This window comes from Pseudoxanthomonas suwonensis (assembly GCF_010093235.1).
Taxonomy (GTDB): domain Bacteria; phylum Pseudomonadota; class Gammaproteobacteria; order Xanthomonadales; family Xanthomonadaceae; genus Pseudoxanthomonas; species Pseudoxanthomonas suwonensis.
In genome coordinates this window covers 115,361-140,460 of record NZ_PDWP01000002.1, presented here as the reverse complement: position 1 = coordinate 140,460, position 25,100 = coordinate 115,361, and the positions used below count along the sequence as shown (strand labels likewise).

20 protein-coding genes are annotated in these 25,100 nt (G+C 72.8%); 9 read left to right on the top strand and 11 right to left on the bottom strand.

What is annotated here, in order from left to right; all coding sequences use genetic code 11:
* Window positions 1–73: 73 nt before the first annotated feature.
* Entirely contained in the window at window positions 74–1,324 is a 1,251-nt protein-coding gene (locus CSC68_RS01540) for a DUF418 domain-containing protein (RefSeq protein ID WP_211365673.1), read from the bottom strand.
* Between the two features lie 154 nt (window positions 1,325–1,478).
* Here CSC68_RS01540 and dnaE point away from each other — a divergent pair, with 154 nt between their 5' ends.
* Entirely contained in the window at window positions 1,479–5,054 is a 3,576-nt protein-coding gene (dnaE, locus tag CSC68_RS01535; protein ID WP_162201738.1) for a DNA polymerase III subunit alpha, read from the top strand.
* Window positions 5,055–5,057: 3 nt separating this feature from the next.
* On the opposite strand, the gene CSC68_RS01530 is transcribed toward dnaE, so the two are convergent.
* Entirely contained in the window at window positions 5,058–5,966 is a 909-nt protein-coding gene (locus CSC68_RS01530) for a LysR substrate-binding domain-containing protein (protein WP_162201737.1), read from the bottom strand.
* 208 nt (window positions 5,967–6,174) lie between these two features.
* Between CSC68_RS01530 and CSC68_RS01525 the strand changes: the two genes are divergently transcribed.
* The 4 genes from CSC68_RS01525 to CSC68_RS01510 are packed head-to-tail and all read left to right on the top strand — an operon-like array spanning window position 6,175 to window position 9,672.
* Window positions 6,175–7,134, top strand: coding sequence for an acetyl-CoA carboxylase carboxyltransferase subunit alpha (locus tag CSC68_RS01525; RefSeq protein ID WP_162201736.1), 960 nt, complete (start codon window positions 6,175–6,177; stop codon window positions 7,132–7,134).
* Between the two features lie 58 nt (window positions 7,135–7,192).
* Window positions 7,193–8,518 carry a tRNA lysidine(34) synthetase TilS gene (gene tilS, locus CSC68_RS01520; protein ID WP_162201735.1) on the top strand — a complete coding sequence of 442 codons (1,326 nt, stop codon included), beginning with the start codon at window positions 7,193–7,195 and terminating at the stop codon, window positions 8,516–8,518.
* A gap of 31 nt (window positions 8,519–8,549) precedes the next feature.
* Window positions 8,550–8,807 (top strand): exodeoxyribonuclease VII small subunit, encoded by a 258-nt coding sequence (locus tag CSC68_RS01515; protein ID WP_162201734.1) that lies wholly within the window; start codon window positions 8,550–8,552, stop codon window positions 8,805–8,807.
* A complete protein-coding gene (locus CSC68_RS01510; RefSeq protein ID WP_162201733.1) occupies window positions 8,797–9,672 on the top strand; it encodes a polyprenyl synthetase family protein in 876 nt (291 codons plus the stop codon). The genes CSC68_RS01515 and CSC68_RS01510 overlap by 11 nt, the downstream gene beginning before the upstream one ends.
* Before the next feature lie 82 nt (window positions 9,673–9,754).
* Here CSC68_RS01510 and CSC68_RS01505 read toward each other — a convergent pair whose 3' ends face one another.
* Entirely contained in the window at window positions 9,755–10,132 is a 378-nt protein-coding gene (locus CSC68_RS01505) for a DUF4870 domain-containing protein (protein WP_162201732.1), read from the bottom strand.
* Between the two features lie 66 nt (window positions 10,133–10,198).
* Window positions 10,199–11,554 (bottom strand): metalloprotease PmbA, encoded by a 1,356-nt coding sequence (gene pmbA, locus CSC68_RS01500; RefSeq protein ID WP_162201731.1) that lies wholly within the window; start codon window positions 11,552–11,554, stop codon window positions 10,199–10,201.
* Window positions 11,555–11,685: 131 nt separating this feature from the next.
* Between pmbA and yjgA the strand changes: the two genes are divergently transcribed.
* Both yjgA and CSC68_RS01490 read left to right on the top strand, forming a co-directional pair.
* On the top strand, window positions 11,686–12,294 hold the full coding sequence (gene yjgA, locus CSC68_RS01495) for a ribosome biogenesis factor YjgA (protein ID WP_162201730.1): 609 nt from the start codon (window positions 11,686–11,688) through the stop codon (window positions 12,292–12,294).
* A 51-nt stretch (window positions 12,295–12,345) separates the two neighbouring features.
* Window positions 12,346–13,302, top strand: coding sequence for a hypothetical protein (locus CSC68_RS01490; RefSeq protein WP_162201729.1), 957 nt, complete (start codon window positions 12,346–12,348; stop codon window positions 13,300–13,302).
* A gap of 38 nt (window positions 13,303–13,340) precedes the next feature.
* On the opposite strand, the gene tldD is transcribed toward CSC68_RS01490, so the two are convergent.
* From tldD to CSC68_RS01470, 4 genes are all read right to left on the bottom strand, one after another.
* A complete protein-coding gene (gene tldD / locus CSC68_RS01485; protein ID WP_162201728.1) occupies window positions 13,341–14,786 on the bottom strand; it encodes a metalloprotease TldD in 1,446 nt (481 codons plus the stop codon).
* A 502-nt stretch (window positions 14,787–15,288) separates the two neighbouring features.
* The gene (locus CSC68_RS01480) at window positions 15,289–19,272 is read right to left on the bottom strand and encodes a YhdP family protein (protein WP_162201782.1); all 3,984 of its coding nucleotides are present in this window, start codon (window positions 19,270–19,272) and stop codon (window positions 15,289–15,291) included.
* A 108-nt stretch (window positions 19,273–19,380) separates the two neighbouring features.
* Entirely contained in the window at window positions 19,381–20,868 is a 1,488-nt protein-coding gene (rng, locus tag CSC68_RS01475) for a ribonuclease G (RefSeq protein WP_162201727.1), read from the bottom strand.
* A 7-nt stretch (window positions 20,869–20,875) separates the two neighbouring features.
* Window positions 20,876–21,472, bottom strand: a complete 597-nt coding sequence (locus CSC68_RS01470; RefSeq protein WP_162201726.1) for a Maf family protein — start codon at window positions 21,470–21,472, stop codon at window positions 20,876–20,878.
* A 163-nt stretch (window positions 21,473–21,635) separates the two neighbouring features.
* Between CSC68_RS01470 and CSC68_RS01465 the strand changes: the two genes are divergently transcribed.
* Together CSC68_RS01465 and CSC68_RS01460 are read left to right on the top strand one after the other, a co-directional pair.
* Window positions 21,636–22,361: an SIMPL domain-containing protein gene (locus CSC68_RS01465; protein WP_162201725.1), complete on the top strand. Its 726-nt coding sequence runs from the start codon at window positions 21,636–21,638 to the stop codon at window positions 22,359–22,361.
* A gap of 268 nt (window positions 22,362–22,629) precedes the next feature.
* Complete coding sequence (locus CSC68_RS01460) at window positions 22,630–23,280, top strand: energy transducer TonB (protein WP_162201724.1); 651 nt, start codon at window positions 22,630–22,632, stop codon at window positions 23,278–23,280.
* 54 nt (window positions 23,281–23,334) lie between these two features.
* Here CSC68_RS01460 and rlmH read toward each other — a convergent pair whose 3' ends face one another.
* The 3 genes from rlmH to nadD all read right to left on the bottom strand — a co-directional run bounded on the left by rlmH (window position 23,335) and on the right by nadD (window position 25,099).
* Window positions 23,335–23,805 carry a 23S rRNA (pseudouridine(1915)-N(3))-methyltransferase RlmH gene (gene rlmH / locus CSC68_RS01455; RefSeq protein WP_162201723.1) on the bottom strand — a complete coding sequence of 157 codons (471 nt, stop codon included), beginning with the start codon at window positions 23,803–23,805 and terminating at the stop codon, window positions 23,335–23,337.
* Between the two features lie 146 nt (window positions 23,806–23,951).
* Entirely contained in the window at window positions 23,952–24,365 is a 414-nt protein-coding gene (gene rsfS / locus CSC68_RS01450) for a ribosome silencing factor (RefSeq protein WP_162201722.1), read from the bottom strand.
* 74 nt (window positions 24,366–24,439) lie between these two features.
* Window positions 24,440–25,099: a nicotinate-nucleotide adenylyltransferase gene (gene nadD / locus CSC68_RS01445; protein ID WP_162201721.1), complete on the bottom strand. Its 660-nt coding sequence runs from the start codon at window positions 25,097–25,099 to the stop codon at window positions 24,440–24,442.
* Between the last annotated feature and the right edge of the window lies 1 nt (window position 25,100).

Below are 25,100 nucleotides of genomic sequence, written 5' to 3'. Positions count from 1 at the left end.
CGCGTGCGCGCGGAAGCAATGCCGCCGTGGCCGGCCCAGGGCCGGGACGACGGCGGAGGATGGGGACGGCGGGTCAGGCGCGCCCGGCCGCGGGCTGCGCGCGCAGGCGCATCGGCTGCGGGCGCAGGTAGGTGGCCGAGCGCCACAGCCACTCCATCGGCCCGAAGCGGAAACGCGCCAGCCAGGCGTGGCTGAAGATCACCTGCAGCACGAACAGCACCAGCGCGAACACCGCCTGCCAGGCGCGCGGCATCTGCCCGAAGTAGCCCAGGCCGTAGTTGTAGAACACCAGGGTGCAGACCACCGACTGCAGCAGGTAGTTGGTCAGCGCCATGCGCCCGGCCGGGGCCAGCCAGCGCGCGAGGCCGGCGCCGGCGCGGCTGCGGAACAGGGCCACCAGCCAGCCCACGTAGCCCATGCACATCAGTCCGCCAGCCAGCAGGCCCAGGGCCTGGGCCAGGCCGATGCGCGCGTTGAACTGGCCGAAGCTCGCCCCGGGGGTGATCGCCATCGACCCCGCCATGACCGCCACGCCCAGCGGCATCAGCCCCCAGCGCAGCAGGGCGAACAGCCGCGGGAAGCGCTCCGGGGCGGCCAGCGCGCCGCTGCGCGCGAGCGCCGCGCCGACCAGGAACATGCCCAGCACCAGCCCACCGATGATGGGCAGGCCGGACAGGTTGACCGCCACCTCCGCGGCGCGCACCGCCACCGCCTCGCCCCAGCTGCCGTGGGCGTAGACCTCGCTGGCGCGGGCGACCAGCTCCACCATCGGCGCCATCTGCTTGTCGATGGCGGCCTGCATGGCCGGGCCGGAGACGGCCAGGGCCAGCGCATACAGCAGCACCATGCCCGGGCCGGCCAGGAACAGCAGCACGCCCGGCAGCGCCAGCCACAGCGGCGGCGCGTTGCGCACCAGCAGCAGCGGCATGCCCAGCAGGGCGTAGGCCAGCAGGATGTCGCCGGACCAGACCAGCACGCCGTGGGCCAGGCCGATGCACAGCAGCACCGCCATGCGCCGCAGGTACAGGCCGGCGAACCCACGCCCGGCCTCCTCGGCGCGCTGCGACATGACCATGAAGCCCATGCCGAACAGCAGCGAGAACAGGGTGAAGAACTTGCCCTGGACGAAGAAATAGACCAGCGCGTCCACCACCCGGTCGGCGCCGGCCAGGCTCGGGTCCAGGCCGCTGCCGGATGCCAGCACCGGGCCGTTGAAACCCTCCATGTTCATCAGCAGGATGCCCAGCAGCGCGGTGCCGCGCAGTGCATCCAAGGTGGGGTTGCGCTCGCCGGGGGCGAGCGGACGCAGGTCGGTTGCCGTCACGCGGGACTCCATTCCATGGATCGGAGGCGGCGATGATCGCCGATCCCGCCGGTCCGGTCTGCCCCCGCCGGGGCCCGCCGCACCTGCGGTCCGCGCCGCGGGCCCGGCGTCAAGCCTTGTTGCCCCCCCTGCCCCCCGGTACCCTGACCGCCGCATGTCCGGCTTCGTCCACCTCCACGTCCACACCGAGTACTCGCTTGCGGACTCGATCATCCGCGTGCCCGAGAAACCGGACCAGGCGGACCCGGCCAAGGCCAAGCGGCCGAACCTGCTGAGCCGCGCGGTGGAACTGGGGCTGCCCGCCCTGGCCGTCACCGACCTCAACAACCTGTTCGCCCTGATCAAGTTCTACAAGGCCTGCGAGGCGGTCGGGATCAAGCCGGTGGCCGGCGCCGACCTGATGGTGGCCAGTGCCCCCGGCGAGGCGCCGTGGCGGCTGACCGCGCTGGTGCGCGACCACGGCGGCTACCTCAACCTGTCGAAGCTGCTCACCAGGGCCTGGATGGAAGGCCACCGCCCCGAGGGCGGCGTTGCCGTGCGCCCGGAATGGGTGCGCGAGTGCGGCAGCGGCCTGATCCTGCTGGCCGGGCGCGAGAGCCTGGCCGGGCGCCTGGCGCTGGAGAACCGCCACGACCTGGCCCAGCAGCAGCTGGCCGACTGGCAGCGCGACTTCGACGGCAACCTGTGCCTGGAGCTGACCCGGACCCGGCGTGACGGCGAGGAAGCGTTCAACAGCTTCGCCCTGCACGCGGCGGCCGAGCGCGGGATCCCGGTGGTGGCGTCCAACGACGTGCGCTTCCTCGACCGCGCCGGCTTCGACGCGCACGAGGCGCGCGTGTGCATTGCTTCGGGCCGGGTGCTGGACGATCCCAAGCGCCCGCGCGAGTACAGCCCCGAGCAGTACCTGAAGTCGCCGGAGGAGATGGCGGCGCTGTTCGCCGACATCCCCGACGCGATCAGCAACACCGTGGAGCTGGCGCGGCGCTGCAACCTCGAGCTGACCCTGGGCAAGTACGCGCTGCCGGACTACCCGGTGCCGTCGGACGAGACCCTGGACAGCTGGATCCGCAAGGAGTCCTACGCCGGCCTCGAGGAGCGCCTGGCGAAGAACCCGCTAGCCCCGGGCAAGACCCGCGAGGACTACTTCAAGCGCCTGGACTTCGAGCTGGACACCATCATCAAGATGGGGTTCCCCGGCTACTTCCTGATCGTTGCCGACTTCATCCAGTGGGGCAAGAACCAGGGCATCCCGATCGGCCCGGGCCGTGGTTCGGGCGCCGGCTCGCTGGTGGCCTGGGCGCTGAAGATCACCGACCTCGACCCGCTGCCCTACAACCTGCTGTTCGAGCGCTTCCTCAACCCGGAACGCGTGTCGATGCCCGACTTCGACATCGACTTCTGCATGGACCGGCGCGACGAGGTGATCGACTACGTCGCCCGCAAGTACGGGCGCGAGCGGGTCAGCCAGATCATCACCTACGGCACCATGGCCGCGAAGGCCGTGGTGCGCGACGCCGGCCGCGTGCTGGGCTTCCCGTACGGCTTCGTCGACGGCGTGGCCAAGCTGATCCCCAACATCCTGGGCATCACGCTCAAGGACGCGATGGGCGAAGGCAAGGACAGCGAGATGGCCTCGGCCGAGCTGATCCAGCGCTACGGCAGCGAGGACGACGTCCGCGACCTGATCGACCTGGCGCGCCAGCTGGAGGACCTGACCCGCAACGCCGGCAAGCACGCCGGCGGCGTGGTGATCGCGCCGGCCCCGCTGCACACCTTCTGCCCGCTGTTCGCCGAACACGACCACGACGGGCAGGGCAAGAACCCGGTCACGCAGTTCGACAAGAACGACGTGGAGGAAGTGGGCCTGGTGAAGTTCGACTTCCTGGGCCTGCGCACGCTGACGATCATCGACTGGGCGGTGAAGGCCATCAACCGCCGCCACGAGCGCGCGGGCATCCCGCCGCTGGACATCGCCGCGCTGCCGCTGGACGACGCGGCCACCTACAAGGACATCTTCGCCAGCGGCAACACCGGCGCGGTGTTCCAGTTCGAATCCTCGGGCATGCGCCGCCTGCTGAAGGACGCGCGCCCGGACCGCTTCGAGGACCTGATCGCCCTGGTGTCGCTGTACCGCCCGGGCCCGATGGACCTGATCCCGGACTTCAACGCGCGAAAGCACGGCCAGCAGGAGATCGTCTACCCCGACCCGCGCACCGAGGCCATCCTGGCCGACACCTACGGAATCATGGTGTACCAGGAGCAGGTCATGCAGATGGCGCAGATCGTCGGCGGCTACTCGCTGGGCGGCGCCGACCTGCTGCGCCGCGCGATGGGCAAGAAGATCCCCGCGGAGATGGCCAAGCACCGCGAGATGTTCCGCGAGGGTGCGGCCAGGGGCGGCGTCGACGAGAAGAAGGCCGACGAGATCTTCGACCTGATGGAGAAGTTCGCCGGCTACGGCTTCAACAAGTCGCACGCCGCCGCCTACGCGCTCGTCTCCTACCAGACCGCCTGGCTCAAGCGCCATTACCCGGCCGAGTTCATGGCCGCGACCATGTCCTCGGACATGGACAACACCGACAAGGTGGTCGGCTTCCTGGCCGAGGCGCGCAACCTCGGCCTGACCATCCTGCCGCCGACGGTCAACGACTCGCCGTACATGTTCGAGGCGGTGACCGCCGACACCATCCGCTACGGCCTGGGCGCGATCAAGGGCGTGGGCCGCGGCCTGTGCGAGGCCATCGTCGCCGAGCGCGAGGCGGGCGGCGACTACCGCGACCTGCTCGATTTCTGCCGCCGGGTGGATTCGACCAAGCTCAACCGCCGCGCGCTGGAAGCGATGGTCAACGCCGGCGCGCTGGACGCGCTGGGACGCAACCGCGCGACGCTGATGCTGCAGCTGCCGGAAGTGCTCAAGGCCACCGACCAGATGGCCAAGGAAGCGGCCGCCGGCCAGACCTCGCTGTTCGGCATGCCCTCGGCCGAGACCGGCCCTGCGTTGCAGCTGGACCTGCCCGAATGCGCCGAATGGCCGCTGCGGCAGAAGCTCGACGGCGAGCGCGAGACCCTGGGCCACTACCTCAGCGGCCATCCGTTCGACCCCTACCGCGAGGACGTGCGCGCCCTGGTCGGCAACGCCCTGGGCGACCTGGACAAGCTGTGGGCCGCCGGCACCAGCGGCGCCAACGAGAAGCGCAGCTGGCGCCCGGAGGTGCAGGTGGTGGTCGCCGGCCTGGTGGTCGGCCTGCGCCGCAAGGGCGACAGCCAGGTGTTCGTGCAGCTGGAGGACGGCCGCGGCCGCCTGGAGTGTGGCGTGTTCGCCGAGGCCGCCGCGGAGATGTCCAGCCTGCTGGTGCGCGACCGCGTGCTGGTGGTGCAGGGCGGCCTGCGCGAGGACGAGTTCAACGGCGGCTGGAGCCTGCGCCTGAAGGCGGCCTGGGATTTCGAGCAGCTGTGCGCCAACAACGCCCAGCGCCTTGCCCTGCGCCTGGACCTGCGCGATCCGCAGGCCTGGAACCGGGTCGAGGACGTGCTGGCCCGCCACCGCCCGGGACCGACCCCGCTGCGCCTGCACGTGCAGGTCGGGCGCAAGGGCCAGGCCGCGACCGGCGTGCTGGACCTCAACGGCGGCAATTCGGTGCGCGTCGCCCCGCCGCTGCTGGACGCGCTGCGCGGGCTGCCGGTGGTGCGCGGGGTCAAGGTCGCGATCGGCCGCCCCTGGGTGCACTGAGCCTCAGCCGGCGTCGTACGGCGCCATCAGTTCCACCATCCAGTCGATGAAGGCGCGCAGCCGCGCGCTGACGTACGGCCGTGGCCGCCAGGCCAGCGACAGCGGCATCGGAGCCATCGTCCACCCGGCGAACAGCGGCACCAGCTCGCCGCGGCCTACGTGCGCGTCGGCCATGTAGCACGGCAGCCAGGCCACGCCCAGTCCGGCCAGCGCGGCGGCCAGGTAGGCGTTGCCGTCGTCCACCGCCAGCCGCTGCCGGCCATGGACCTGCACGCTCTCGCCGCCGCGGCGCATGGCGTAATCCAGCGGTTTCCCGGTACTGGCCCAGAGGAAGCCGACGATGCGGTGCACGTCGCCCTCCAGCTCGCGCGGGTGCAGTGGCGTGCCGTGGCGCTGCAGGTAGGACGGTGCGGCGTACACGCCCAGCGCCAGGCGCGCCAGGCGCCGGGCCACCAGCGAGGCGTCGGCCAGCTCGCCGCCGCGGACCACGCAATCGACGTTGGCGCCCATCAGGTCGACCACCCGGTCGCTGGCCCCCAGCACCAGCTCGATGTCCGGGTAGCGTTCCTGGAAGCCAGGCAGCGCCGGGACCACGACCAGGCGCGCCAGCGGGCTGGGCACGTCCACCCGCAGCCGACCGCGCGGGGTGGTCGCGGCGCCGGGCAGGCTCGTCTCGGCATCGTCGAGATCGGCCAGCAGGCGCAGCGCGCGCTCGTAGAAGGCGGCGCCGTCGACGGTCACCGTGACCCGGCGGGTGGTCCGGTCCAGCAGCCGCACCCGCAGCCGGGACTCCAGCTGCTGCACCAGCTGGGTGACCGTGGCCCGGCCGAGGTCGAGGTCCTGGGCCGCGCGGGTAAAGCTGCCGCTTTCCACCACCCGGACGAAGGCCTGCATCGCGTCGAAACGGTCCATGGCCCTGCCAGGTCGCCTGAATTGTTTGGATTCTACAAACAGTTGCGCGACGAGCAGGAAAGCGCGGCCGACGGAGGCGACAACGGGCTGGATGGCCACCACCGCCTGCCGCGAGCGGCCTGATCTCCGTACCGTACGGTCCGGTCCCTTCCCGTCGGTTCGGCTACACTCCCCGCCTTCCTGTACTCCCCGGCACGCCGGACAACGGATGAATCCGAACTACCTCGATTTCGAGCAGCCCATCGCCGACCTGGAAGCCAAGATCCAGGAACTGCGCAATGCCAGCACCGGCCCGGCGGTCAACGTCGATGCGGAGGTGAAGGCGCTGCAGGACAAGCTCCGGATCCGCACCGCGCAGATCTTCCGCGACCTGACCCCGTGGCAGGTCTCGCAGATGTCGCGCCACCCGCAGCGTCCCTACACCCTCGACTACGTCCAGGTCATCTGCGACGAATTCCAGGAGCTGGCCGGCGACCGCGCCTTCGCCGACGACAAGGCGATCGTGGGCGGCCTGGCCCGCGTCGATGGCCGCCCGGTGGTCGTGATCGGCCACCAGAAGGGCCGCGACACCCGCGAGAAGGTGCGCCGAAACTTCGGCATGCCCAAGCCTGAGGGCTACCGCAAGGCCCTGCGCCTGATGAAGCTCGCCGAGCGCTTCGGCCTGCCGATCCTGACCTTCATCGACACCCCCGGCGCCTGGCCGGGCATCGACGCCGAAGAGCGCGGCCAGTCCGAGGCCATCGCCCGCAACCTGATGGAGATGGCCGAGCTGAAGGTGCCGATCGTGTGCACCGTGATCGGCGAAGGCGGCTCCGGCGGCGCGCTGGCCATCGGCGTGGGCGATGCCACGATCATGCTCGAGTACAGCACCTACTCGGTGATCTCGCCGGAAGGCTGCGCCTCGATCCTGTGGAAGGACGCGGGCAAGGCCAAGGACGCGGCCGAGCAGCTGGGCCTGACTGCGCGCCGGCTCAAGGAGCTGGGCCTGGTCGACAAGGTCGTGCGCGAGCCGACCGGCGGCGCCCACCGCAACCCGCGGCAGATGGCGCGGCGCCTGAAGGCCGTGCTGATCAACGAGCTGGACGCGCTGGAGCAGCTGCCGGTCGAGCAGCTGGTGCAGCGCCGCTACGAGCGCCTGCACGGCTACGGCGCCTACGAGGCGGCCTGACGCCGCCCCGGGCGGTGGCCCGGCATCGCCCGGGCCGCCGCTGCGTACGATAGCGGCCATGCCTGCCGCCCTGCCGCTGCCCGACCTCCCACGCGAAAGCGCGGGCCCGCTGCTGGTGGGCTTCAGTGGCGGCCTCGATTCCACGGTCCTGCTGCACCGGCTTGCGACCGATCCGGCGATCCGTGCCCTCGGCCTGCGTGCGCTACATGTGCACCACGGCCTGCAGCCGGCGGCCGATGCCTGGGCCGGGCACTGCCTCGCGTTCGCCGCATCCCTGGACGTGCCCTGCGAGGTTCGCCGCGTGGCCCCGCTGCGCGATGCCGGCACCGGCCTGGAGGCGGCCGCGCGCGAGGCACGCTACGCGGCCCTCGCCGGGGCGATGGAACCCGGCGGCCTTCTGGCCACCGCCCACCATCTGGACGACCAGGCCGAGACCTTCCTGTTGCGTGCACTGCGTGCCTCCGGCCCGGAAGGCCTGGGGGCGATGCGTCCGCTGCGCCGTTTCGGCGGGGGCTGGCACTGGCGGCCACTGCTGGGCCTGCCGCGCGGCACGCTGGAGGACTATGCGCGCGCCCACGGCCTGCACTGGGTGGACGATCCCAGCAATGCCGTGGCCGATGCCGACCGCAATTTCCTGCGCCTGGAGGTGCTGCCCCTGCTGCAGCGCCGCTGGCCGCACGCGGCCACGGCCCTGGCCCGCAGCGCCCGCCTGAGCGCCGAGGCCGACGCCCTGCTGCAGGAGGACGAGGAAGCCCTGCTGCGCCTGCACGCCGGCGAAGCCGGCCACACCCTTCCGGCCGACCTGCTGGCGTCGTTGCCGCCGGCACGACGCGCGCGCCTGCTGCGGCTGTGGATCCGCACGCTGGCGCTGCCGCCGCTGCCGGCCCGCGGCGTGGAGCGGATCGAACACGCACTGCTGGCCGCCCGCCCGGATGCCGAAGCGCGCTTCGCCTGGTCCGGCGCCCGCGTCCTGCGCTGGCGCGAGCTGCTCCATGCCGGCCTCGAGCGCGCGCCGCTGCCGGACGACTGGCAGGCGGCCTGGGATGGCCGCGCGCCGCTGGACCTGCCCGACGGCGGCCGGCTGTGGCTGGCCGACGGCGCCGGCCAGCCCGCGCAGGCCGGGTTCGACGCCCCGCTGCAGGTCCGGGCCCGCCGCGGCGGCGAGCGCATCCGGCTGCCCGGCCGCAGCCATTCCCACGCGCTCAAGCACCTGCTGCAGGATCGCGGGGTGCCGCCATGGCGGCGCGCGCACCTGCCGCTGCTGTTCGATGCCGCCGGCACCCTGCTGGCCGCCGCCGACATCGCCTTGTCGGGCACCCTGGAACACTGGCTGGGCGAACGCGGCCTGTCCCTGCGCTGGCTGGCGCCCGGCGCGCCGCGTTGACCCCTTCCGCCCCACCGCGCACACTTGCCGCATGCCAAAGAACGATGCACTCGACGCCTCTCCGGTCGCCCAGTTCGAGCAGTCGCTGGACGAGCTGGAGCAGCTGGTCGAGAAGATGGAACAGGGCGAAATGAGCCTTGAGGATTCGCTGGCCGCGTACGAGCGCGGCGTCGGCCTGTACCGCCGCTGCCAGGGCGCGCTGGAACAGGCCGAACTGCGGGTGCGCCTGCTGACCGACCCCGAACGTCCGGAAGACGCCCAGCCCTTCGGCGCCGACGATGGCGCCTGAGGTGTTCTCGCGCTGGGCTGCGCGCACCGAAGCCACCCTCGACCGACTGCTCCCGCCCGACACCGCCGAGCCGCGGCGCCTGCACGCGGCCATGCGCCACGCCACCCTCGGCGGCGGCAAGCGCATGCGCCCGCTGCTGGTCTACGCCGCCGGCACCGCGCTGGGCGCCGTCGAGGACGCCCTCGACGCCCCGGCCGCCGCGGTCGAACTGGTCCATGCGTACTCGCTGGTGCACGACGACCTGCCGGCGATGGACGACGACGACATGCGCCGCGGCCGCCCGACCGTGCACGTGGCCTTCGACGAGGCCACCGCGATCCTGGCCGGCGACGCGCTGCAGACCCTGGCCTTCGAGGCCCTGGCCGAGGCCGATGCCCCGGCCGCGCTGCGCGCCGGCTGGATGCAGTCGCTGGCCCGCGCCTCCGGCGCACGCGGCATGTGCGGCGGCCAGGCGCTGGACATCGACGCCACCGGCAGCCAGCTGCCGCTGGAGGCCCTGCAGCGCATGCATTCGCTCAAGACCGGCGCGCTGATCCGCGCCGCGGTGCGGATGGGCGCGCTGGGCGCCGGCGCCGACGAGCCGACCCTGCAGCGGCTGGACCGCTTCGCCGACGCGCTGGGCCTGGCTTTCCAGGTGCGCGACGACCTGCTGGACATCGAGGCCAGCTCCGAGACCCTGGGCAAGACCGCGGGCAAGGACGTGGCCCAGGCCAAGTCCACCTACCCCGCCCTGCTGGGCGTGGACGGCGCGCGCGCCAAGCTGGAGCAGCTGTCGGCCGAGATGCAGGCCGCGCTGGCCGGACTCGGCGGGGACCATGTCCTGCTCCAGGCGCTGGGCGAACTGGCGGTGGTGCGCAACCACTGACGCGCGCCGCGCCATCCAGTCCCGGAAAAGCGAAGGGCCCGGTCGATGCCGGGCCCTTCGTGCATCCACGCGCGGGAAGCGCTTACTTCACCAGGCGCAGGGTGAAGGGATAGCGGTAGGCGACGCCCTCGTTGGCCTTGATGGCGGCGATGATCGACAGCACCAGCCAGGCCAGGCCCACCGCGAACAGCAGCAGGAAGCCGATCAGGATGATGGTCAGCAGGCCCGACACCACGATGGCGATGAGCACGGTGATGTTGAAGTTCAGCGCTTCCTTGCCCTGGTCGTTGACGAAGGGCATGGTGTCCTTCTTGATCAGCCACACCACCAGCGGGCCCAGCAGGGTGCCGAACGGGATGATCAGGCCGATGAAGGTGGACAGGTGGGCGAACAGCGCCCACTGGCGCTCTTCCGGACTCGTAGCGGTAACCGCCGCGGCATCGTGGTTGTAGTCATTCATTGCTTTTTCCCCTGGATCGTAGTTATGGGCACCGGGCGGTGCGTCGGTGTAGCGGCCCAGAGGATATCAATCCGCGCCGGCCACGGTCATCCGGCCCACGAGGATCGGGCCGGTGCGGACATGCGAGCGCAGGTCGGCCTCGCTGCCCACCGCCTCGATGTCCAGGAACATCGTGCGCAGGTTGCCGGCGATGGTCAGCTCGTCCACCGGGAACGCGACCTGGCCATCCTCGATCCAGAAACCGGCCGCGCCGCGCGAATAGTCGCCGGTCACGCCGTTGATGCCCTGCCCCATCAGTTCGGTCACCAGCAGGCCGCGGCCCATGCCGCGCGCCATCTCGGCCAGGCTGCCGGCGTTGGCGGTCACCTCGATGTTGTGCACGCCGCCGGCGTTGGCGGTGCTCTGCAGGCCCAGCTTGCGCGCCGAGTAGCTGCCCAGCACGTAACGCTGCAGGATGCCGTCGACCACCAGCGGGTTGTCGCGGGTGGCCACGCCGTCGGCGTCGAACACGGAGGAGCGCAGGCCATGCAGCATCAGCGGGTGCTCGAGGATCGACAGCCATTCCGGGAACAGGCGGGTGCCGACGCTGTCGAGCAGGAAGCTGGCCCTGCGGTACAGCGCGCCGCCGGAGACCGCGCCCAGCAGGTGGCCGACCAGGGAACGGGCGACCTCGGCCGAGAACAGCACCGGGTACTCGCCGGTGGCGATGCTGCGCGGTTGCAGGCGCGACACCGCGCGCTCGGCGGCGCGACGGCCGATCGCCACTGGCGTTTCCAGGTCCTCGCGGGCCAGGCCGATGCTGTACCAGCCGTCGCGCTGCATTTCCTCGCCCTGGCCCGCGATCAGGGCAAGGCCCAGCGAGTGCTGGGTCTCGCGCTCGCGGCCGATGAAACCGTGGCTGTTGGCGTACACCGACAGGCTCTCGCCGCTGCCGAAGGAGGCGCCGTCGGAATTGGTCACGCGCGGATCGGCCTCGCGCCCGGCGGCCTCGCAGGCCAGTGCCAGCTCCACCGCCTCGTCGGCGTCCAGCCGCCAGGGATGCCAGGTGTCCAGGTCGGGGAACTCGCGCGCCATCAGCTCCGCGTCGGCCAAGCCGGCGGCCTCGTCGTCCTCGGTGTAGCGCGCGATCGCGCAGGCCTGCTCGACCGTGGCCGCGAGGCTGGCCTCGTGCAGGTCGGCGGTGCTGGCACTGCCCTTGCGCTGGCCGAAGTACACGGTCACGGCGATGCCGCGGTCGTTGGAGGACTCGACCGTCTCCACCTCGCCCATGCGCACGGACACGTTGAGCCCGCGCTCCTCGCTGCAGCTGACCTCGGCCTGGGTCGCGCCCAGCGCGCGGGCGCGCGCCAGCAGGCGCTGGGAGATGTCTGCCAGGCGATCCAGCCGCTGCTGGCTGTCGTCGTTGCGGGCGATGTCGTTCACTTTTCCATCCTGTCGAATCGATGCGTGGAAGCGCCGGCCTGGGCCGGGCGCGGGTCGCGCGACGCGGGGGCGGCGCGGCAGTTCATGGCCATGCGGGTAGAATCGCGCCCATCCGAAAGAGCCCCCACCCCATGCGCGGACGCGACGAAGAAACCGGCGAATACCTTTCCCCCAGCCGCAGCGAACAGCGCCGCCAGGCCCTGGGCGTGCTGGAACTGGCGGAGAAGCTGGCCAGCCTGACGCCGACCCAGCTGTCCAGGCTGCCGATCCCCGAGGACCTGCTGCCGCACATCGAGCAGACCCGGAAGATCACCGCGCACATCGCCCGCAAGCGCCAGCTGGCCTACCTGGCCAAGCAGATGCGTCGCGAGGACGAGGCCGCGCTGGATGCGATCCGCGACGCGCTGGACGAGGACGGCGTGGCCGCGCGCCGCGAGGTCGCGCTGATGCACCGCGTCGAAAGCTGGCGCGAGCGCCTGCTCGAGGAAGGCGATGCCGCGCTGGGCCAGCTGCTGGACGAACACCCGCACGCCGATCGCCAGCACCTGCGCCAGCTGGTGCGCAGCACGCTGGAGGAACGCAAGCGCAACAAACCGCCGCGCGCCTTCCGCGAGCTGTTCCGCGAACTGAAGGCGCTGCTGGCCGCCGGCGCCGCGGGCACGGCCGCCGCGCCGGCCGACGGCGACTCCGACGCCATCGGCGGGGAACTCGACTTCGGCGCCGAAGACAGCCTCGACTGACCCGGGGTACCGTGGCCGGCGTCCCTTCCCCCGGGTGACCGGGAACAAGGCATGCCTACACGACGTTCGTTCCTGCTTGGCGGCCTCGCTGCCGCCGCGATGCAGTTCGCCCCGCGCCGTGGCCACGCCCGCGAGGGCGCGGCCCCCGAAGCAGGTTTTGTCGACCTGATGCCGGAGTTCTGGCGTGCCTACGCCAGCGCCGAAGGGGCGGCTGATCGCGCCCGGGCGCTGCACGATGCCTTCTTCGCACCGCGCGCCAGCCTGTATGCCAGCGCCGGCCTCAAGCCGGGGATCGAGCGCGTCGCACGCTGGCTGCCGGAGTTCGATGCGATGGCCGACGACGTACGCCGGCTCGCCGCGGGATTCCCGGCGGTCCATGCCGCGCATGTGCGGCGCTTCGCCCGGGCCCTGCCGGACTTCGACCACGCCCGCACCCGCATCTACCTGCTGCCCTCGCTGTTCGCCTTCGACGGACACCTGGAGCCCGGCGGCGAAGGACTCCCGCTGTTCATCGGCGCCGATGGCCTGGTGCGCTACCACGGCAGCTCCCCGGACCTGTCGGTGTTCCTGGACCACGAGTCCTTCCACCTCTACCAGTTCCAGGTGGCGCCGGGCCTTATCGGCGATCCGGCCCCGCCGGTCTATGGCGCGCTGTGGATCGAAGGCACCGCGACCTACGCGAGCGAGCGCCTCAATCCCGGCGCCGGCCTGCTGCACGTGTTGCTGGACGACGCGGCGCTGGCCGGGGCCGATGCCGGCACGCGCCGTGCCGTGGCGTCCGCCATGCTCGACGCCCTCGATTCGACCGACGAAGCCGACGCGGCACGCTTCTTCAGTGCGGGTGAATCCGGGCCATTCCCGGCGCGTGGGGGTTACCTTGTCGGCCTGGAGGTCGCGCGCCGGATCGGCCGCGAGCTGTCCCTGCCCGAGCTGCCGCGGCTGCAGGGCCCTGCCCTGCGCGAACGCGTGGCGCGGGAGCTGGCAGCGCTCGCGACGGGCCAGGCCTGAGGCCAGGCCCCGGCGGGGTGCTGCGGCCGGGCCCATGCTCAGGCCCGCGTCCCGCCCACGGTCAGGCCGTCGATCAGCAGCGAGGGCTGGCCGACGCCGACCGGCACGCTCTGCCCGTCCTTGCCGCACACGCCCACGCCGTCGTCCAGGGCCAGGTCGTGGCCGACCATGCGCACCTTCTGCATGGTTTCCGGGCCGTTGCCGATCAGGGTCGCGCCCTTGACCGGCGCGGTGATCTTCCCGTCCTCGATCAGGTAGGCCTCGGTCGCCGAGAACACGTACTTGCCGCTGGTGATGTCGACCTGGCCACCGCCGAAGTTGACCGCGTACAGGCCCTTCTTCACCGAAGCGATCATTTCCTGCGGATCGTGCTGGCCGGCGAGCATGTAGGTGTTGGTCATGCGCGGCATCACCAGGTGCGCGAACGACTCGCGGCGCCCGTTGCCGGTCGGGGCCATGCCCATCAGCCGGGCGTTGAGGCTGTCCTGCATGTAGCCGACCAGCACGCCATCCTCGATCAGGGTGGTGCAGCGGGTGGGCTCGCCCTCGTCGTCGATGTTGAGCGAGCCGCGGCGGCCGGCCAGGGTGCCGTCGTCGACGATGGTCACGCCGGGCGCGGCCACGCGCTGGCCGATGCGGCCGGCATAGGTCGAGGTGCCCCTGCGGTTGAAGTCGCCTTCCAGGCCGTGGCCGACGGCCTCGTGCAGCAGCACGCCCGGCCAGCCGGAGCCGAGCACCACCGGCATGGTGCCGGCGGGCGCGTCGAGGGCGTCGAGGTTGACCAGCGCCTGGCGCAGGGCCTCGCGCGCCAGCCGCTCGGGGCGGCCGCCTGAGAACAGCTCCTCGTACGAATAGCGCCCGCCGCCGCCGGCGTAGCCGGACTCGCGGCGACCGTCGTACTCGACGATCACCTGCACGTTGAGCCGCACCAGCGGGCGTACGTCGGCCGCCAGCACGCCGTCGCTGCGCGCCACCAGCACCGTGTCCACGCCGGCCGAGAGGCTGGCGCTGACCTGCTGCCCGCGCGGGTCGGCGGCGCGCAGCAGGCGGTCCAGCGAGCGCAGCAGCTCGACCTTGTCCTCGTTGCGCATGCCGTCGACCGGATCCAGCGCCGGGTACAGCGCGTGGCCGCCGCTGCGCACCAGCTGGCGCGGCGCATGGGCGCGGCCGTCGCGGGCGATGGCACGGGCCGATCCGGCGGCCAGGCGCAGCGCGTCGGCGTTGATGTCGTCCGAGTAGGCGAAGCCGGTCTTCTCGCCGGAGATGGCACGCACGCCCACGCCCTGCTCGATCGAGTGGGCGCCGTCCTTGACGATGCCGTCCTCGACCGTCCAGCTCTCGCGGCGGCTGTGCTGGAAATAGAGGTCGCCGAAGTCGATGCCCGGCCCCAGCAGGGTGCCGAAGGCGCGGTCGAGGGCGGCCGGATCCAGCCCGCCGGGCTGGAGCAGGCGGGACTGGGCGAGGGTCAGGGAGGTGTCGGGCATGTTCGCTGGATGGGGGCGGCCGGCGGGCGGGGCAAGCCGGGCCGCCTATGATGACAGCAACCCGGCACGCAGCCTTCCTGCCCTGCACCACGACGCAGGTACCCGGCGGAACCGGCGCGGCCGCGCCCCGCCGGCCGCATCACGGTGGCGCGTGGCGGGGCGTGGCGCCTGCCGGCCCGCGCACGCGCCGCCTGCGCTGCCCAGCGGCCGGGGCGGCGCCCCGGGAAGTCCACGATGGTCGCGCCGATCCCCCGGACCATGGTTTCCAGGGCGAAATGCCCGATGTCGAACAGGATCGAATGCGGCGAACCAGCGACCGCCCTGCCCGGCCCGGGGGCCTGGGAGGTGGCGGGGCTGCGGGTGGAGGGCGACTTCGCCCTCGTGCGGCAGTGCGGGCACCCGGACTGCCGCACCAGTTCCACAGGCGCCGCGGGTGCGGCATGGCCACCTGCGGCAACCGCCAAGGTCGCGCGCTTCCGCCAGCGCAAGGGCTGGGCAGGCCTCAGCGCGCGTCCTGCGGCCCGGCGGTTTCCGGAGCCTCGCGCGGGCGCGCGGGCGCGCCGGCCGGGACCGGCGCAGGCTGTGCCGGCTCCCGCTCGACCACCTCCACCTTCGGGTCCTTCCACGGACCGCTGACGTGGTAGGTGCGCGCGGCGATGCCGCCCAGCGGACGGCCCAGCACGGCGTTGGCGGCCGCGCCCACCGCCGCGCCCACGGGGCCGCCGGCCACCGCGCCGACCACGGTCAGCAGGTTGCCGGACTTGGGCTGGACATCGATGGTCTGGTCGAACCGCTGCGCCACCAGGTCGGTACGGCCGCTGATGTGGATCTCGGCTGCGGGGCCGTCGATCAGCAGGTCCGGCGTGCCGGCGACGCCGTCGCCCACCCGGACCTGGCCGGCGAGCCGGTTGAACGCCAGGCCGCGCGAGAAGAAGTCGCGGAAATCCAGCAGCAGCCGGCGCGGGAGCTGGGCCACGCTGAGCAGGCCCAGCACGCGGCCGGCGCCCGGCTCGACTTCCAGTAGCTGGCCGTTGCGCGCGTCGATGCGCAGGCTGCCCTCCAGTTCGCCCAGGCGGAAGCCGGCCGGCGAACCGGGCCAGGCGGCCTGCAACCGCAGCGTGCCCTCGCCGCGGGCCAGGAAGTCGGCGTAGCCCAGGGCCGTCATCAGCCGCCCCATGTCCTCGCTGCGCACGTCCATGTCCAGCTGCGTGCGGGCCAGCTCGCCGCGGCCGGTCCAGTGGCCGGTGACGTCGGCCTGCTGCCAGTCCGCGCGCAGCTGCAGGCTTTCCAGCAGCAGTCCGTCATCGGTCGGGCGCGTGCGCAGGCGGGCGGTGCCGAAGCGGGTGCCGCGGTAACGCAGGTCGTCCACGTCCAGCGACAGCGGCGGGATCGCGGCCGGATCGAAGCCGTCCTCCGCCACGGCGGACGGCGGCGCCGGCAGGGTGGCCACGCCTGTCCCGTCGGGCATCGCGGACGCGCCAGGCAACGGCGCCTCGGCGGCCACGCCCCCGTCGGCCGGCACGGAAGCGGTGGCCGCTGGCGCGGGACCGGCCACGGGCACGGCCGGCGCCGGCCCCGGCTGCCAGTGCAGGCGCGTGAAGCGCCCCTGCCCCGGTTCGCCTTTCGCATCCGGAACCTGCAGCTGGCCAGCCAGGGCCGGACCATCGACTTCCACCGCCAGCGCGCCGGCGACCGGCTGCAGCCGCAGCCGCGCCTGCGGGAACTGGCCGCCGAGCAGGTGCAGGCGCTCGGCCTGCACCTCGACCTGGCGCAGCGGCAGGTCGCCACTGCCACCGCCGCGTGCCAGGCCGATCCACTCCAGCGCATCCAGGTCGGCGGTGCGCCCGCCGATGGCCATGCCGCTCGATGGCGGTTCCGCATCCACGGTGGCGCTGCCCAGGGTCACCTGGACGCCAGTGGCGCCGTTGGCCTGGCGGGCACGCAGGGCGAGGCGCTCGCCGAAGGCCAGGTCGATCGGGCCGCTGCCGAACGGCAGGCCCAGCTGCACCCGGGTGGGGAGGATGCCGGCCGCCGGCTTGGCCAGCGGCGCCGGGAAGGCCAGCGTGGTGCCCGCCAGTTGCGAATCCAGCCGCAGTCGCGCCGACGGCGAGCCTGCCGGGGCCGCCGCCGGCACCACCAGGCCCAGGGTCCATTCCGAACGGCCGTGGACGTAGGGCCGCATCCAGTCCAGTTCCGGGGCGCGGGCGAGGAGCCGGGAAGCATCCATCGGCGCCGTCAGTCCGGCCTCGAACGCCTGCGCCGGGTCCTGTACGTGCCCATGTCCGGCACGCAGGGACAGGCGCCCGGGCTGGCCCTCCCACGACACCGCCAGGTCGCCGGCGGAAAAGCCATTGCCGTCGTAGCGGATCTGCCCGCGCACCGCGTCGAAGGCCAGGTCCCAGCGCCGTTCCACCAGGCGCGTGCCGGCCAGGTCCACGGTGCCGGACAGGCGTCCGGGCTGGCCGTCCCTGAGCGGCTGGTTGAGCGTGAACGTGGCCCGCGCCGGGCCGGACGCCTGCAGGTTGTCGAGGGTCTCGCCCTGGGTGTCGTGGAGCGGACTGGCGCGCAGCAGTTCGACGAAGCGGCCGGCGTCCGCGCGCGCGGCCGCGCGCACCAGCAGCGGCGCATCGCCGTAGTCGGCGATGCCGGCCTCGAACCGCTCCACCGGCACGCCGCCCAGCTCGCCGCTGCCGCGCACCTGGAAGCCGTTGCCGACGAAGGCCACGTCGGCCTGGGTCGACTCCAGCGCGGGCCACGCTTCCTGGAAACGGAAGCGGCCACCCTCGATCCGGCCGCGCGCATCGAACAGGCCGTTGTTGTGCACGAAGGGCCAGTCGTCCAGGTCGCCGGCAACCACCGCCCGGCCCCCGCGCACGAGGCCGTCCTCCAGCGCCATGTCCAGCCACTGCACCGCGGCCGGCGGCATCGACTGCCGCAGCCAGAACTTCTTGGCCGCCGGCACCGCCGCGTCGTCCAGTTCGGCGGCCACGTCCATCCACGGACGCGTGCCGTCGCCCTGGAAATGCAGGCCGCCGCGCACACGGGCACCGTAATCGCTGGCGCGGATGGCCAGGTCGGGCGTGCCCACCTGCCAGCCGGCGCCTTCGCGCCAGGCCATCAGGTGGCCGTCCAGGCGCACCTCGTGGGGCACGCCGAAGCCGCCGGGCCAGTCGAAGCGCAGCGGGGTGGCACGGTCCAGCGCCAGGTGGATGCCGCTGGCATCGCCCTCGAAGGCGCCGGCCAGCCCCTCCATTCCCGGCGCGCGGCCGATCGCCGCGAAGCCGACACCCTCCAGGCGTCCCTGCACGCGCATCGCGCCGCCGCGTTCGCCGGCCAGCTGCAGCCCGGTCAGGCGCGCGCGCGGCGCGGCGTCCAGCAGCCAGGCGCGGCGCGCGTCCGGCAGCCGGTCCGAGAGCGCCGCCAGCGCCAGCAGCGGCGCCAGCTCCAGGTCGTCCACCGCCAGCGCGTAGCGCTGCCCCCCGGCCAGCAACAGCCCGTCCAGATGGTGCGTGCCGGCGGGCATGTCCAGGTGCAGCTGCGGGGCGTCCAGGCGCCAGCCGCCGGCCTGCACGCGCCAGGTCAGGCGGCCCGAGAGGCCGTCCCCGCGCTGGTGCGGCCGTTCCCGCCCCTGCAGCGGCGCGCCGGCCAGCTCCAGCCCGCGCAGGTCGAACTGGGTGGTCGCGAGCACCACGCGGCGGCCGCGCAGTTCGGCCCAGGCCTGCACGCGGCCGCTGCCGGCCTGCGGGGTAATCCCCGCCTGCTCCAGCAAGGGCGCCCATTCGGAAAGCCGCGGCGCGTCCAGGTCCAGCCAGGCGCGGCCATTGCCGCTGCCGCGGTCGAATTCCAGGGCCAGCGACAGCGGCCTGCCATCCACGTCCATCCAGCCGCGGGCGCCGGCATCGACCCGCCCGCTGCCGACGCGCAGGCGCAGGTCGATGCGCGGGATGCGCAGCCTCAGGCCGACCTGCGGCGCCTCCACCACCATCCGGCCACCGATCACCTGCAGCTCGCCCAGGCCTTCCAGGTACTGCAGGGGATCGGCCTGGGGCGCGCCTTCGGCCAGCGGCAGGCCGCGGATTGCCCAGCGGCCGTCGTCCTCGCGGCGCAGGGTCAGCGCCGGGCCACGCAGGCGCAGCTCGGTGAACGAACGGCCGGGCAGCAGGCCGGCGTACATCGACACCAGCACCTCGGCCTGGCCGACCTGCACGCCGCCGGCATCCGGATCGGCGCCACCGCCGATGCGCAGTCCGTCGAGCTGCAGCAACGGTCCACGCCGGGTCCAGCGCGTGCGTACCTGGTCGAACGCGACCGGCCGCCCGGCCTTCTCGCTCAGCCAGGCGGCCACGCGTTCGGGATGGCGCTCGACCAGCGGCAGCAGCTGGCTCGCCGCGCCCACCGCCAGCGCCACCGCGATCAGGGCGACGGCAACCGAATACCCGGTCCAGCGGCGGGCATGGCGCAGGCGGTGGCGCAGCGATACGGTCATCGGCGGCGGCGCGTGGGACTGGCGCACGCGCGCGACGGCACGCACGGCGCCAGTGCCGTTGCCGTGCCGCGTGCCGTCCTGGCTGCGTTCGTCCCTGTGGCCTGCGCCTCAGAGCAGGACCACATCGAACTGCTCCTGCAGGTACTGCTCGTCCGCCTGGAAGCGGATGGTCTTGCCGAGGAACTCCTCCAGCTCGGCCACCGCGGCCGACTCCTCCTCGGTGATCCGCGCCACCACCTTGGGCGAGGCGATCACCAGCAGGCGCGCGGCCTCGAACTGGCGCACGGCGCGGGTGATCTCGCGGAAGATCTCGTAGGTCACGGTCTCGGCGGTCTTCACCGAACCACGGCCGCCGCACTGCGGGCAGGTCTCCGACAGCTGCCGCTCCAGGCTCTCGACCGTGCGCTTGCGGGTCATCTCGACCAGGCCCAGCGGCGAGAAGTCGTACACCGTGGTCTTGGCGTGGTCGCGCGCCAGCGACTTCTCCAGCGTGCGCAGCACCTGGCGGCGGTGCTCCGGATCGGTCATGTCGATGAAGTCGATGATGATGATCCCGCCCAGGTTGCGCAGGCGCAGCTGGCGGGCCACCGCCTGCGCGGCCTCCAGGTTGGTGCGGTACACCGTCTCCTCGAGGTTGCGCTGGCCGAGGAACGAGCCGGTGTTGACGTCGATGGTGGTCATCGCCTCGGTCTGGTCGATGACCAGGTAGCCGCCGGACTTCAGCGGAACCTGCTTGTCCAGGGCGCGGCCGATCTCGTCCTCGACCCCGTACAGGTCGAAGATCGGGCGGTCGCCGGAATACAGCTCCAGCTTCTCGGCCAGTACCGGCATGTACTTGGCGACGAAGGCCTGCAGCCGGTCGTAGGTGTCGCGCGAATCGACCCGCACCTTCTCCACGTCCTTGCGGATCAGGTCACGCACCGAACGCAGCGGCAGGCTCAGGTCCTCGTAGATGATCGTGCCCGCCGGCGCCTCGCGGCCGCGGCGCTCGACCACGTTCCACACCCGCGACAGGTAGGCGATGTCCTCGGCCAGGGCCTCGGCCGGCTGGCCCTCGGCATTGGTGCGGATGATGTAGCCATGGCCGCCGTGGCTGGCGGCCAGGTCGGAGACGATGGTCTTCAGGCGCTGGCGCTCGGCCTCGTCCTCGATCCGCGCCGACACGCCCACGGTGCGCGACTGCGGCAGCAGCACCAGGTAGCGGCTGGGGATGCTGATCTGGGTGGTCAGGCGCGCGCCCTTGGTGCCGATCGGGTCCTTGACCACCTGGACCACGATTTCCTGGCCGTCGCGCAGCAGCTCCACGATCGAGGCCGATGCCAGCGGCTGCGGTGGCGTGTCGTCGGACAGGCCGGCGTCCACCGGCGCCGGGCGCACCACGTCGTTGGCGTGCAGGAACGCGGCGCGTTCCAGTCCCACCTCGACGAAGGCCGCCTGCATGCCCGGCATCACCCGCTGCCCCCGCCCCTTGTAGATGTTGCCCACCACGCCGCGGCGCCAGCCGCGCTCGATGTGCAGCTCCTGCAGCATGCCGTTCTCGACCACGGCCACGCGGGTCTCGCGCGGGGTGACGTTGACCAGGATCTCCTCGGACATGCGCTCCTTATCCCGCCATCGCGGCGCTGGCGCCGGTCGTGGTCGCGTGTGCGGCGGCCAGCAGCCGCGCGGTCTCGTGCAGGGGCAGGCCCATCACCCCCGAATAGCTCCCGGCCAGGTGTTCGACGAAGGCCCCGGCGCGCCCCTGGATGCCGTAGGCGCCCGCCTTGCCCATCGGCTCGCCGGTGGCGACATAGGCGGCGATCGTGGGCTCGTCCAGCGGCGCGAAGCGCACCTGCGTGTCCGACAGCACCGAGCGCACCCCGGAGGCGTCGTGGACCACCACCGCCGACAGCACCTGGTGGGTGCGCCCGGACAGGCGCCGCAGCATGGCCGCGGCGTCGGCGGCGTCGGCGGGCTTGCCGAATACCTCCCCGTCCAGCACCACCTCGGTATCGGCGCCGAGCACCTGCGCTCCGGCTTCGCCGGCGACCTGCGCCCAGCCGGCGGCGGCCTTGTCACGGGCCACGCGCAGCACGTAGTCGGCCGCGGCCTCGTCCGGGGCGCGCACCTCGGGTACGTCGACGTCGAGCAGGCGGTAGGACAGGCCCAGGCGGTCGAGCAGTTCGGCCCGGCGCGGGGACTTGGAAGCCAGATAGAGCATGGCGGGAAGGATAACCCGCGGCTGCCGGCTGAACGGGGTCCGGCGACGACCGGGCGCGCCTCGACCCCGGCATGGCTCACCGCGCGTTCATGCGTACAACCGGACCCTGCCGCCGTCTTCACCCGGCCGGGCCACGGGCCCATTCCAAGGAGATCCAGAACGCATGCGCAGCCTCTTCGCTTCCCTGCTGTCCCTTCCGCTGGCCTTCGCCGTCGCCGCTCCGGCGGTCGCGCAGCAGGGCGCGGTCCCGCCGATCCCCGCCGACGCCACCTTGCTGTCGGTCCAGGCCCAGGCCGAGGCCAGCCAGGCCCCGGACATCGCCACCGTTTCCGCCGGCGTGGTCACCCAGGCCAGCGACGGCAACGCCGCCATGCGCCAGAACGCCGAGCAGATGAACCGGGTGCTGGCCGCGCTCAAGGCCGCCGGCGTGGCCGAGCGCGACATCCAGACCAGCGGCGTCAACCTGCATCCGCAGTACCGCTACGTCGAGAACCAGGCGCCGGCGATCACCGGCTACCAGGCCAGCAACACCGTCAGCGTGAAGCTGCGCGAGGTGGCCAGGATCGGCAAGGTGCTGGACGCGCTGGTCGCCAACGGCGCCAACCAGATCAACGGCCCCAGCTTCGGCATCGACAAGCCCGAGCCGCTGTACGACAAGGCCCGGATCGACGCGCTGAAGCTGGCCCAGGCGCGCGCGGAAACGTATGCCAAGGCCCTGGGGCTGCGCGTGCGCCGGATCGTCAGCATCGGCGAGGGCGGCGCGGGGATGCCGGCGCCGATGCCGCGCATGGCGATGATGAAGACCGAGGCCTACGACAGCACCCCGGTCGCTCCCGGCGAGAGCAGCGTCTCTGTCGCGCTGGACGTGGTGTTCGAACTGGGCCGCTGAGTACCGGCCCGGCATGACCGGCGACAGCCCGGCCACGCCGGGCTGTCGCCCCCGCACCCGGCGCCAGGCCCGGGCGCGGCCCTCCACCCTCGCCCGCCTGCGCGGCCACTCCCGCGCTTCCCCCACTCCGACCTTGGTCGTAGTGGCGGTTTTTCCTGTTGCAACCTGGCCCGGCAACGCGGCACCGTGGACTCGGCCATCGCAGTCCAACCCCGGCTGCCCTGACCGTGCGTTTCCAGTTCCGTCACCCATGACATGGAGGTGGACCATGGTTCGTACGTTGCCGACCGATGTCCCGCGCCTGGACTTCCAGCGCGTGCTGGCCATCGGCTTCGCGATCGGCCTGCATTTCCTGGCCCTGCTGCTCCTGCTGCTGCCGCTTGCGGGTGGTCCGCTGCCCGATGCCCGGGAGGAACGCCGGGTCGAACGCTGGCACGTGCGCCAGGTGCCCCCGGCCCCGCCGCTGCCGCCGCAACCGGTGCAGCAGCCGAAAGCTGCTCCGCTTCCGGCACGGCCGGCGATCCCCGCGCCCGTGGCGACGCCCGTGCAGCCGGCGATCGTCGACCAGGGCAGCCTGCCCGCCGAACCGGCGACCGGTACCGGCCCGGTGGCCTCCGATATCGCACCGGCCTCCGGTCCGTTGCAGGGCGCGACGCTGCGCCTGGACGTGGCGCCGCCCCCGCCCTATCCGCGCGACGCCCTGCGTGCCGGGATCGAAGGCCGGGTGTTGCTGAGGGTCCTGGTGGACGTGGACGGGCGTCCGCTCGAGGTCGGCGTGGAGCGCAGCAGCGGCCACCGCTCGCTGGACCGCGAGGCGGTGCGGCAGGTGAAGCAGCGCTGGCGCTTCCAGCCGGCCATGCGCGATGGGCAGGCGGTCCAGGCCTGGGGCCTGGTGCCGATCGATTTCGGTTTGCAGTGAGGTGGACAGCGGCCGGCGCATGCCGGCCGCTGCTTTTTTCCCCGGATGCGCGGCTCAGGCGCGGTGGTAGGGATGGTTGGCCAGCATCGCCGCCGCGCGGTACAGCTGCTCGGCCACCACCAGCCGTACCAGCATGTGCGGCAGGGTCAGCGGCCCCAGCGACCAGGACTCGGCGGCGATCGCCTTGACCTCCGGCGCATGCCCTTCCGGCCCGCCGATCAGGAAGGCCAGGTCGCGGCCCTGCTGGCGCCAGTGCTCCATGCGCGCGGCCAGCTGCTCGGAAGACCATGGCCGACCCGGCACGTCCAGGGCGATGACATGGGCGCTCTTCGGCAGCGCGGCCAGCACGCGCCGGCCTTCATCCTCGATCGCGCGCTGCGGGTCGCGCCCCTTGCCGCGCAGGCCGGGTTCCACTTCGACCAGCTCCAGCGGCATCCAGCGCGAGAGCCGCTTGCGGTATTCGGCGAAGCCTTCGGCCACCCAGGACGGTGCGCGCTCGCCGGTCGCGATCAGTCGTGCCTTCATCGCCACATGATACGCGCGGCCTGCGCCACCGCCGCCTGGCCATCGCCGACGCATCCAGGACGCGGAAACGGAAAAGGCCGCGCACTGCGCGGCCTTTCCTGGCGAAGCCGCGCCGCCACCCGGAGGGCGCGGCGCGTGCAGGCGGCTCAGCCGGCCTCGTCGATGCCTTCGTCCGCGTAGGGCTGCTGGTCGCCGACGCTCCACAGCCGCTCCAGTGCGTAGAACTCGCGCACGCGCGGCAACATGACGTGGACGATCACGTCGCCCAGGTCGACCAGCACCCACTCGGCCTCGCGCTCGCCTTCCACGCCCAGCGGCATCGCGCCCAGGTTCTTGGCGAATTTCACCACTTCGTCGGCGATCGACTTGACGTGGCGGGTCGAGGTGCCCGAGGCGATCACCAGGTGGTCGGCCACGCTGGTCTTGCCGCGCACGTCGATCTCCACGACGTCCTTGGCCTTGATCTCCTCCACTGCCGCGCGCACGGCAGCCAGCAGCTTGTCGGCAGAGGGGGGCGGCTCGGGAAGCCGGGGCTTGATGACGTGGGCCTGGTTGCTCAAGGAGGACTCGGTCTCTGATGGCCGGCGGGCCGGCATGGGTTGCGGATTATACCGGCGGCGGCGCCCGCCACCCGTCACGTCGCGTCGACGCCGCCTGTGCCGTACAGGCCATGGTGGAGGATGTAGCCGGCAACCGCCGGGGGCACGAGCTCCCGCCAGCGCGCGTCGCCGGCGGCGAGGGCCGCGCGCACGGCGCTGGCCGATTCCGGGCGCAGCGGCTGGTGCAGCGCGAACACGCGCCCGGCCGGTGCGTCCGACAGCGCGGCCGGCGAGTCACACCAGCGGCCCACGACTTCGGCCGCCAGGTCCGGCGGCAGGTCCTGGTCGACGGGTTCGTCGCCACGGCTGGCGACCACCAGGTGTGCCAGCGGGAGGATCCGCCGCCACTGGTGCCATTGCGGCAGCGAGCGGAAGCTGTCGGCGCCCAGCAGCAGGGCCAGCGGCGCTTCTTCGCCGTGCAACGCGCGCAGTTCGCGCAGGGTATCGACCGTCCAGGAGGGGCCGCTGCGCTGCAGTTCGCGCCGGTCCACGCGCAGGCGCGGGTCGCCGGCCGCGGCCACGTCGAGCATGCGCGCGCGATGGTGCGCGTTCGCCCCCGGCGGGGCGCGATGCGGTGGATCGGCGGCGGGAACCAGGTCCACCGGCACGCCGAAGAGGTCGGCCGCGGCGCGGGCGATGGCCAGGTGGCCCTGGTGGACCGGATCGAAGGTGCCGCCGTACCAGAGCCGGAGCATG

Coding starts and splice junctions, on each gene's coding strand:
- CSC68_RS01515 (WP_162201734.1), top strand. CDS start 8,550: ATGCCAAAGAACGATGCACTCGACGCCTCTCCGGTCGCCCAGTTCGAG.
- CSC68_RS01525 (WP_162201736.1), top strand. CDS start 6,175: ATGAATCCGAACTACCTCGATTTCGAGCAGCCCATCGCCGACCTGGAA.
- CSC68_RS01470 (WP_162201726.1), bottom strand. CDS start 21,472: ATGCTCTATCTGGCTTCCAAGTCCCCGCGCCGGGCCGAACTGCTCGAC.
- CSC68_RS01465 (WP_162201725.1), top strand. CDS start 21,636: ATGCGCAGCCTCTTCGCTTCCCTGCTGTCCCTTCCGCTGGCCTTCGCC.
- tilS (WP_162201735.1), top strand. CDS start 7,193: ATGCCTGCCGCCCTGCCGCTGCCCGACCTCCCACGCGAAAGCGCGGGC.
- CSC68_RS01505 (WP_162201732.1), bottom strand. CDS start 10,132: ATGAATGACTACAACCACGATGCCGCGGCGGTTACCGCTACGAGTCCG.
- yjgA (WP_162201730.1), top strand. CDS start 11,686: ATGCGCGGACGCGACGAAGAAACCGGCGAATACCTTTCCCCCAGCCGC.
- CSC68_RS01510 (WP_162201733.1), top strand. CDS start 8,797: ATGGCGCCTGAGGTGTTCTCGCGCTGGGCTGCGCGCACCGAAGCCACC.
- nadD (WP_162201721.1), bottom strand. CDS start 25,099: ATGCTCCGGCTCTGGTACGGCGGCACCTTCGATCCGGTCCACCAGGGC.
- dnaE (WP_162201738.1), top strand. CDS start 1,479: ATGTCCGGCTTCGTCCACCTCCACGTCCACACCGAGTACTCGCTTGCG.
- CSC68_RS01480 (WP_162201782.1), bottom strand. CDS start 19,272: ATGACCGTATCGCTGCGCCACCGCCTGCGCCATGCCCGCCGCTGGACC.
- CSC68_RS01460 (WP_162201724.1), top strand. CDS start 22,630: ATGGTTCGTACGTTGCCGACCGATGTCCCGCGCCTGGACTTCCAGCGC.
- rng (WP_162201727.1), bottom strand. CDS start 20,868: ATGTCCGAGGAGATCCTGGTCAACGTCACCCCGCGCGAGACCCGCGTG.
- rlmH (WP_162201723.1), bottom strand. CDS start 23,805: ATGAAGGCACGACTGATCGCGACCGGCGAGCGCGCACCGTCCTGGGTG.
- CSC68_RS01490 (WP_162201729.1), top strand. CDS start 12,346: ATGCCTACACGACGTTCGTTCCTGCTTGGCGGCCTCGCTGCCGCCGCG.
- CSC68_RS01530 (WP_162201737.1), bottom strand. CDS start 5,966: ATGGACCGTTTCGACGCGATGCAGGCCTTCGTCCGGGTGGTGGAAAGC.
- tldD (WP_162201728.1), bottom strand. CDS start 14,786: ATGCCCGACACCTCCCTGACCCTCGCCCAGTCCCGCCTGCTCCAGCCC.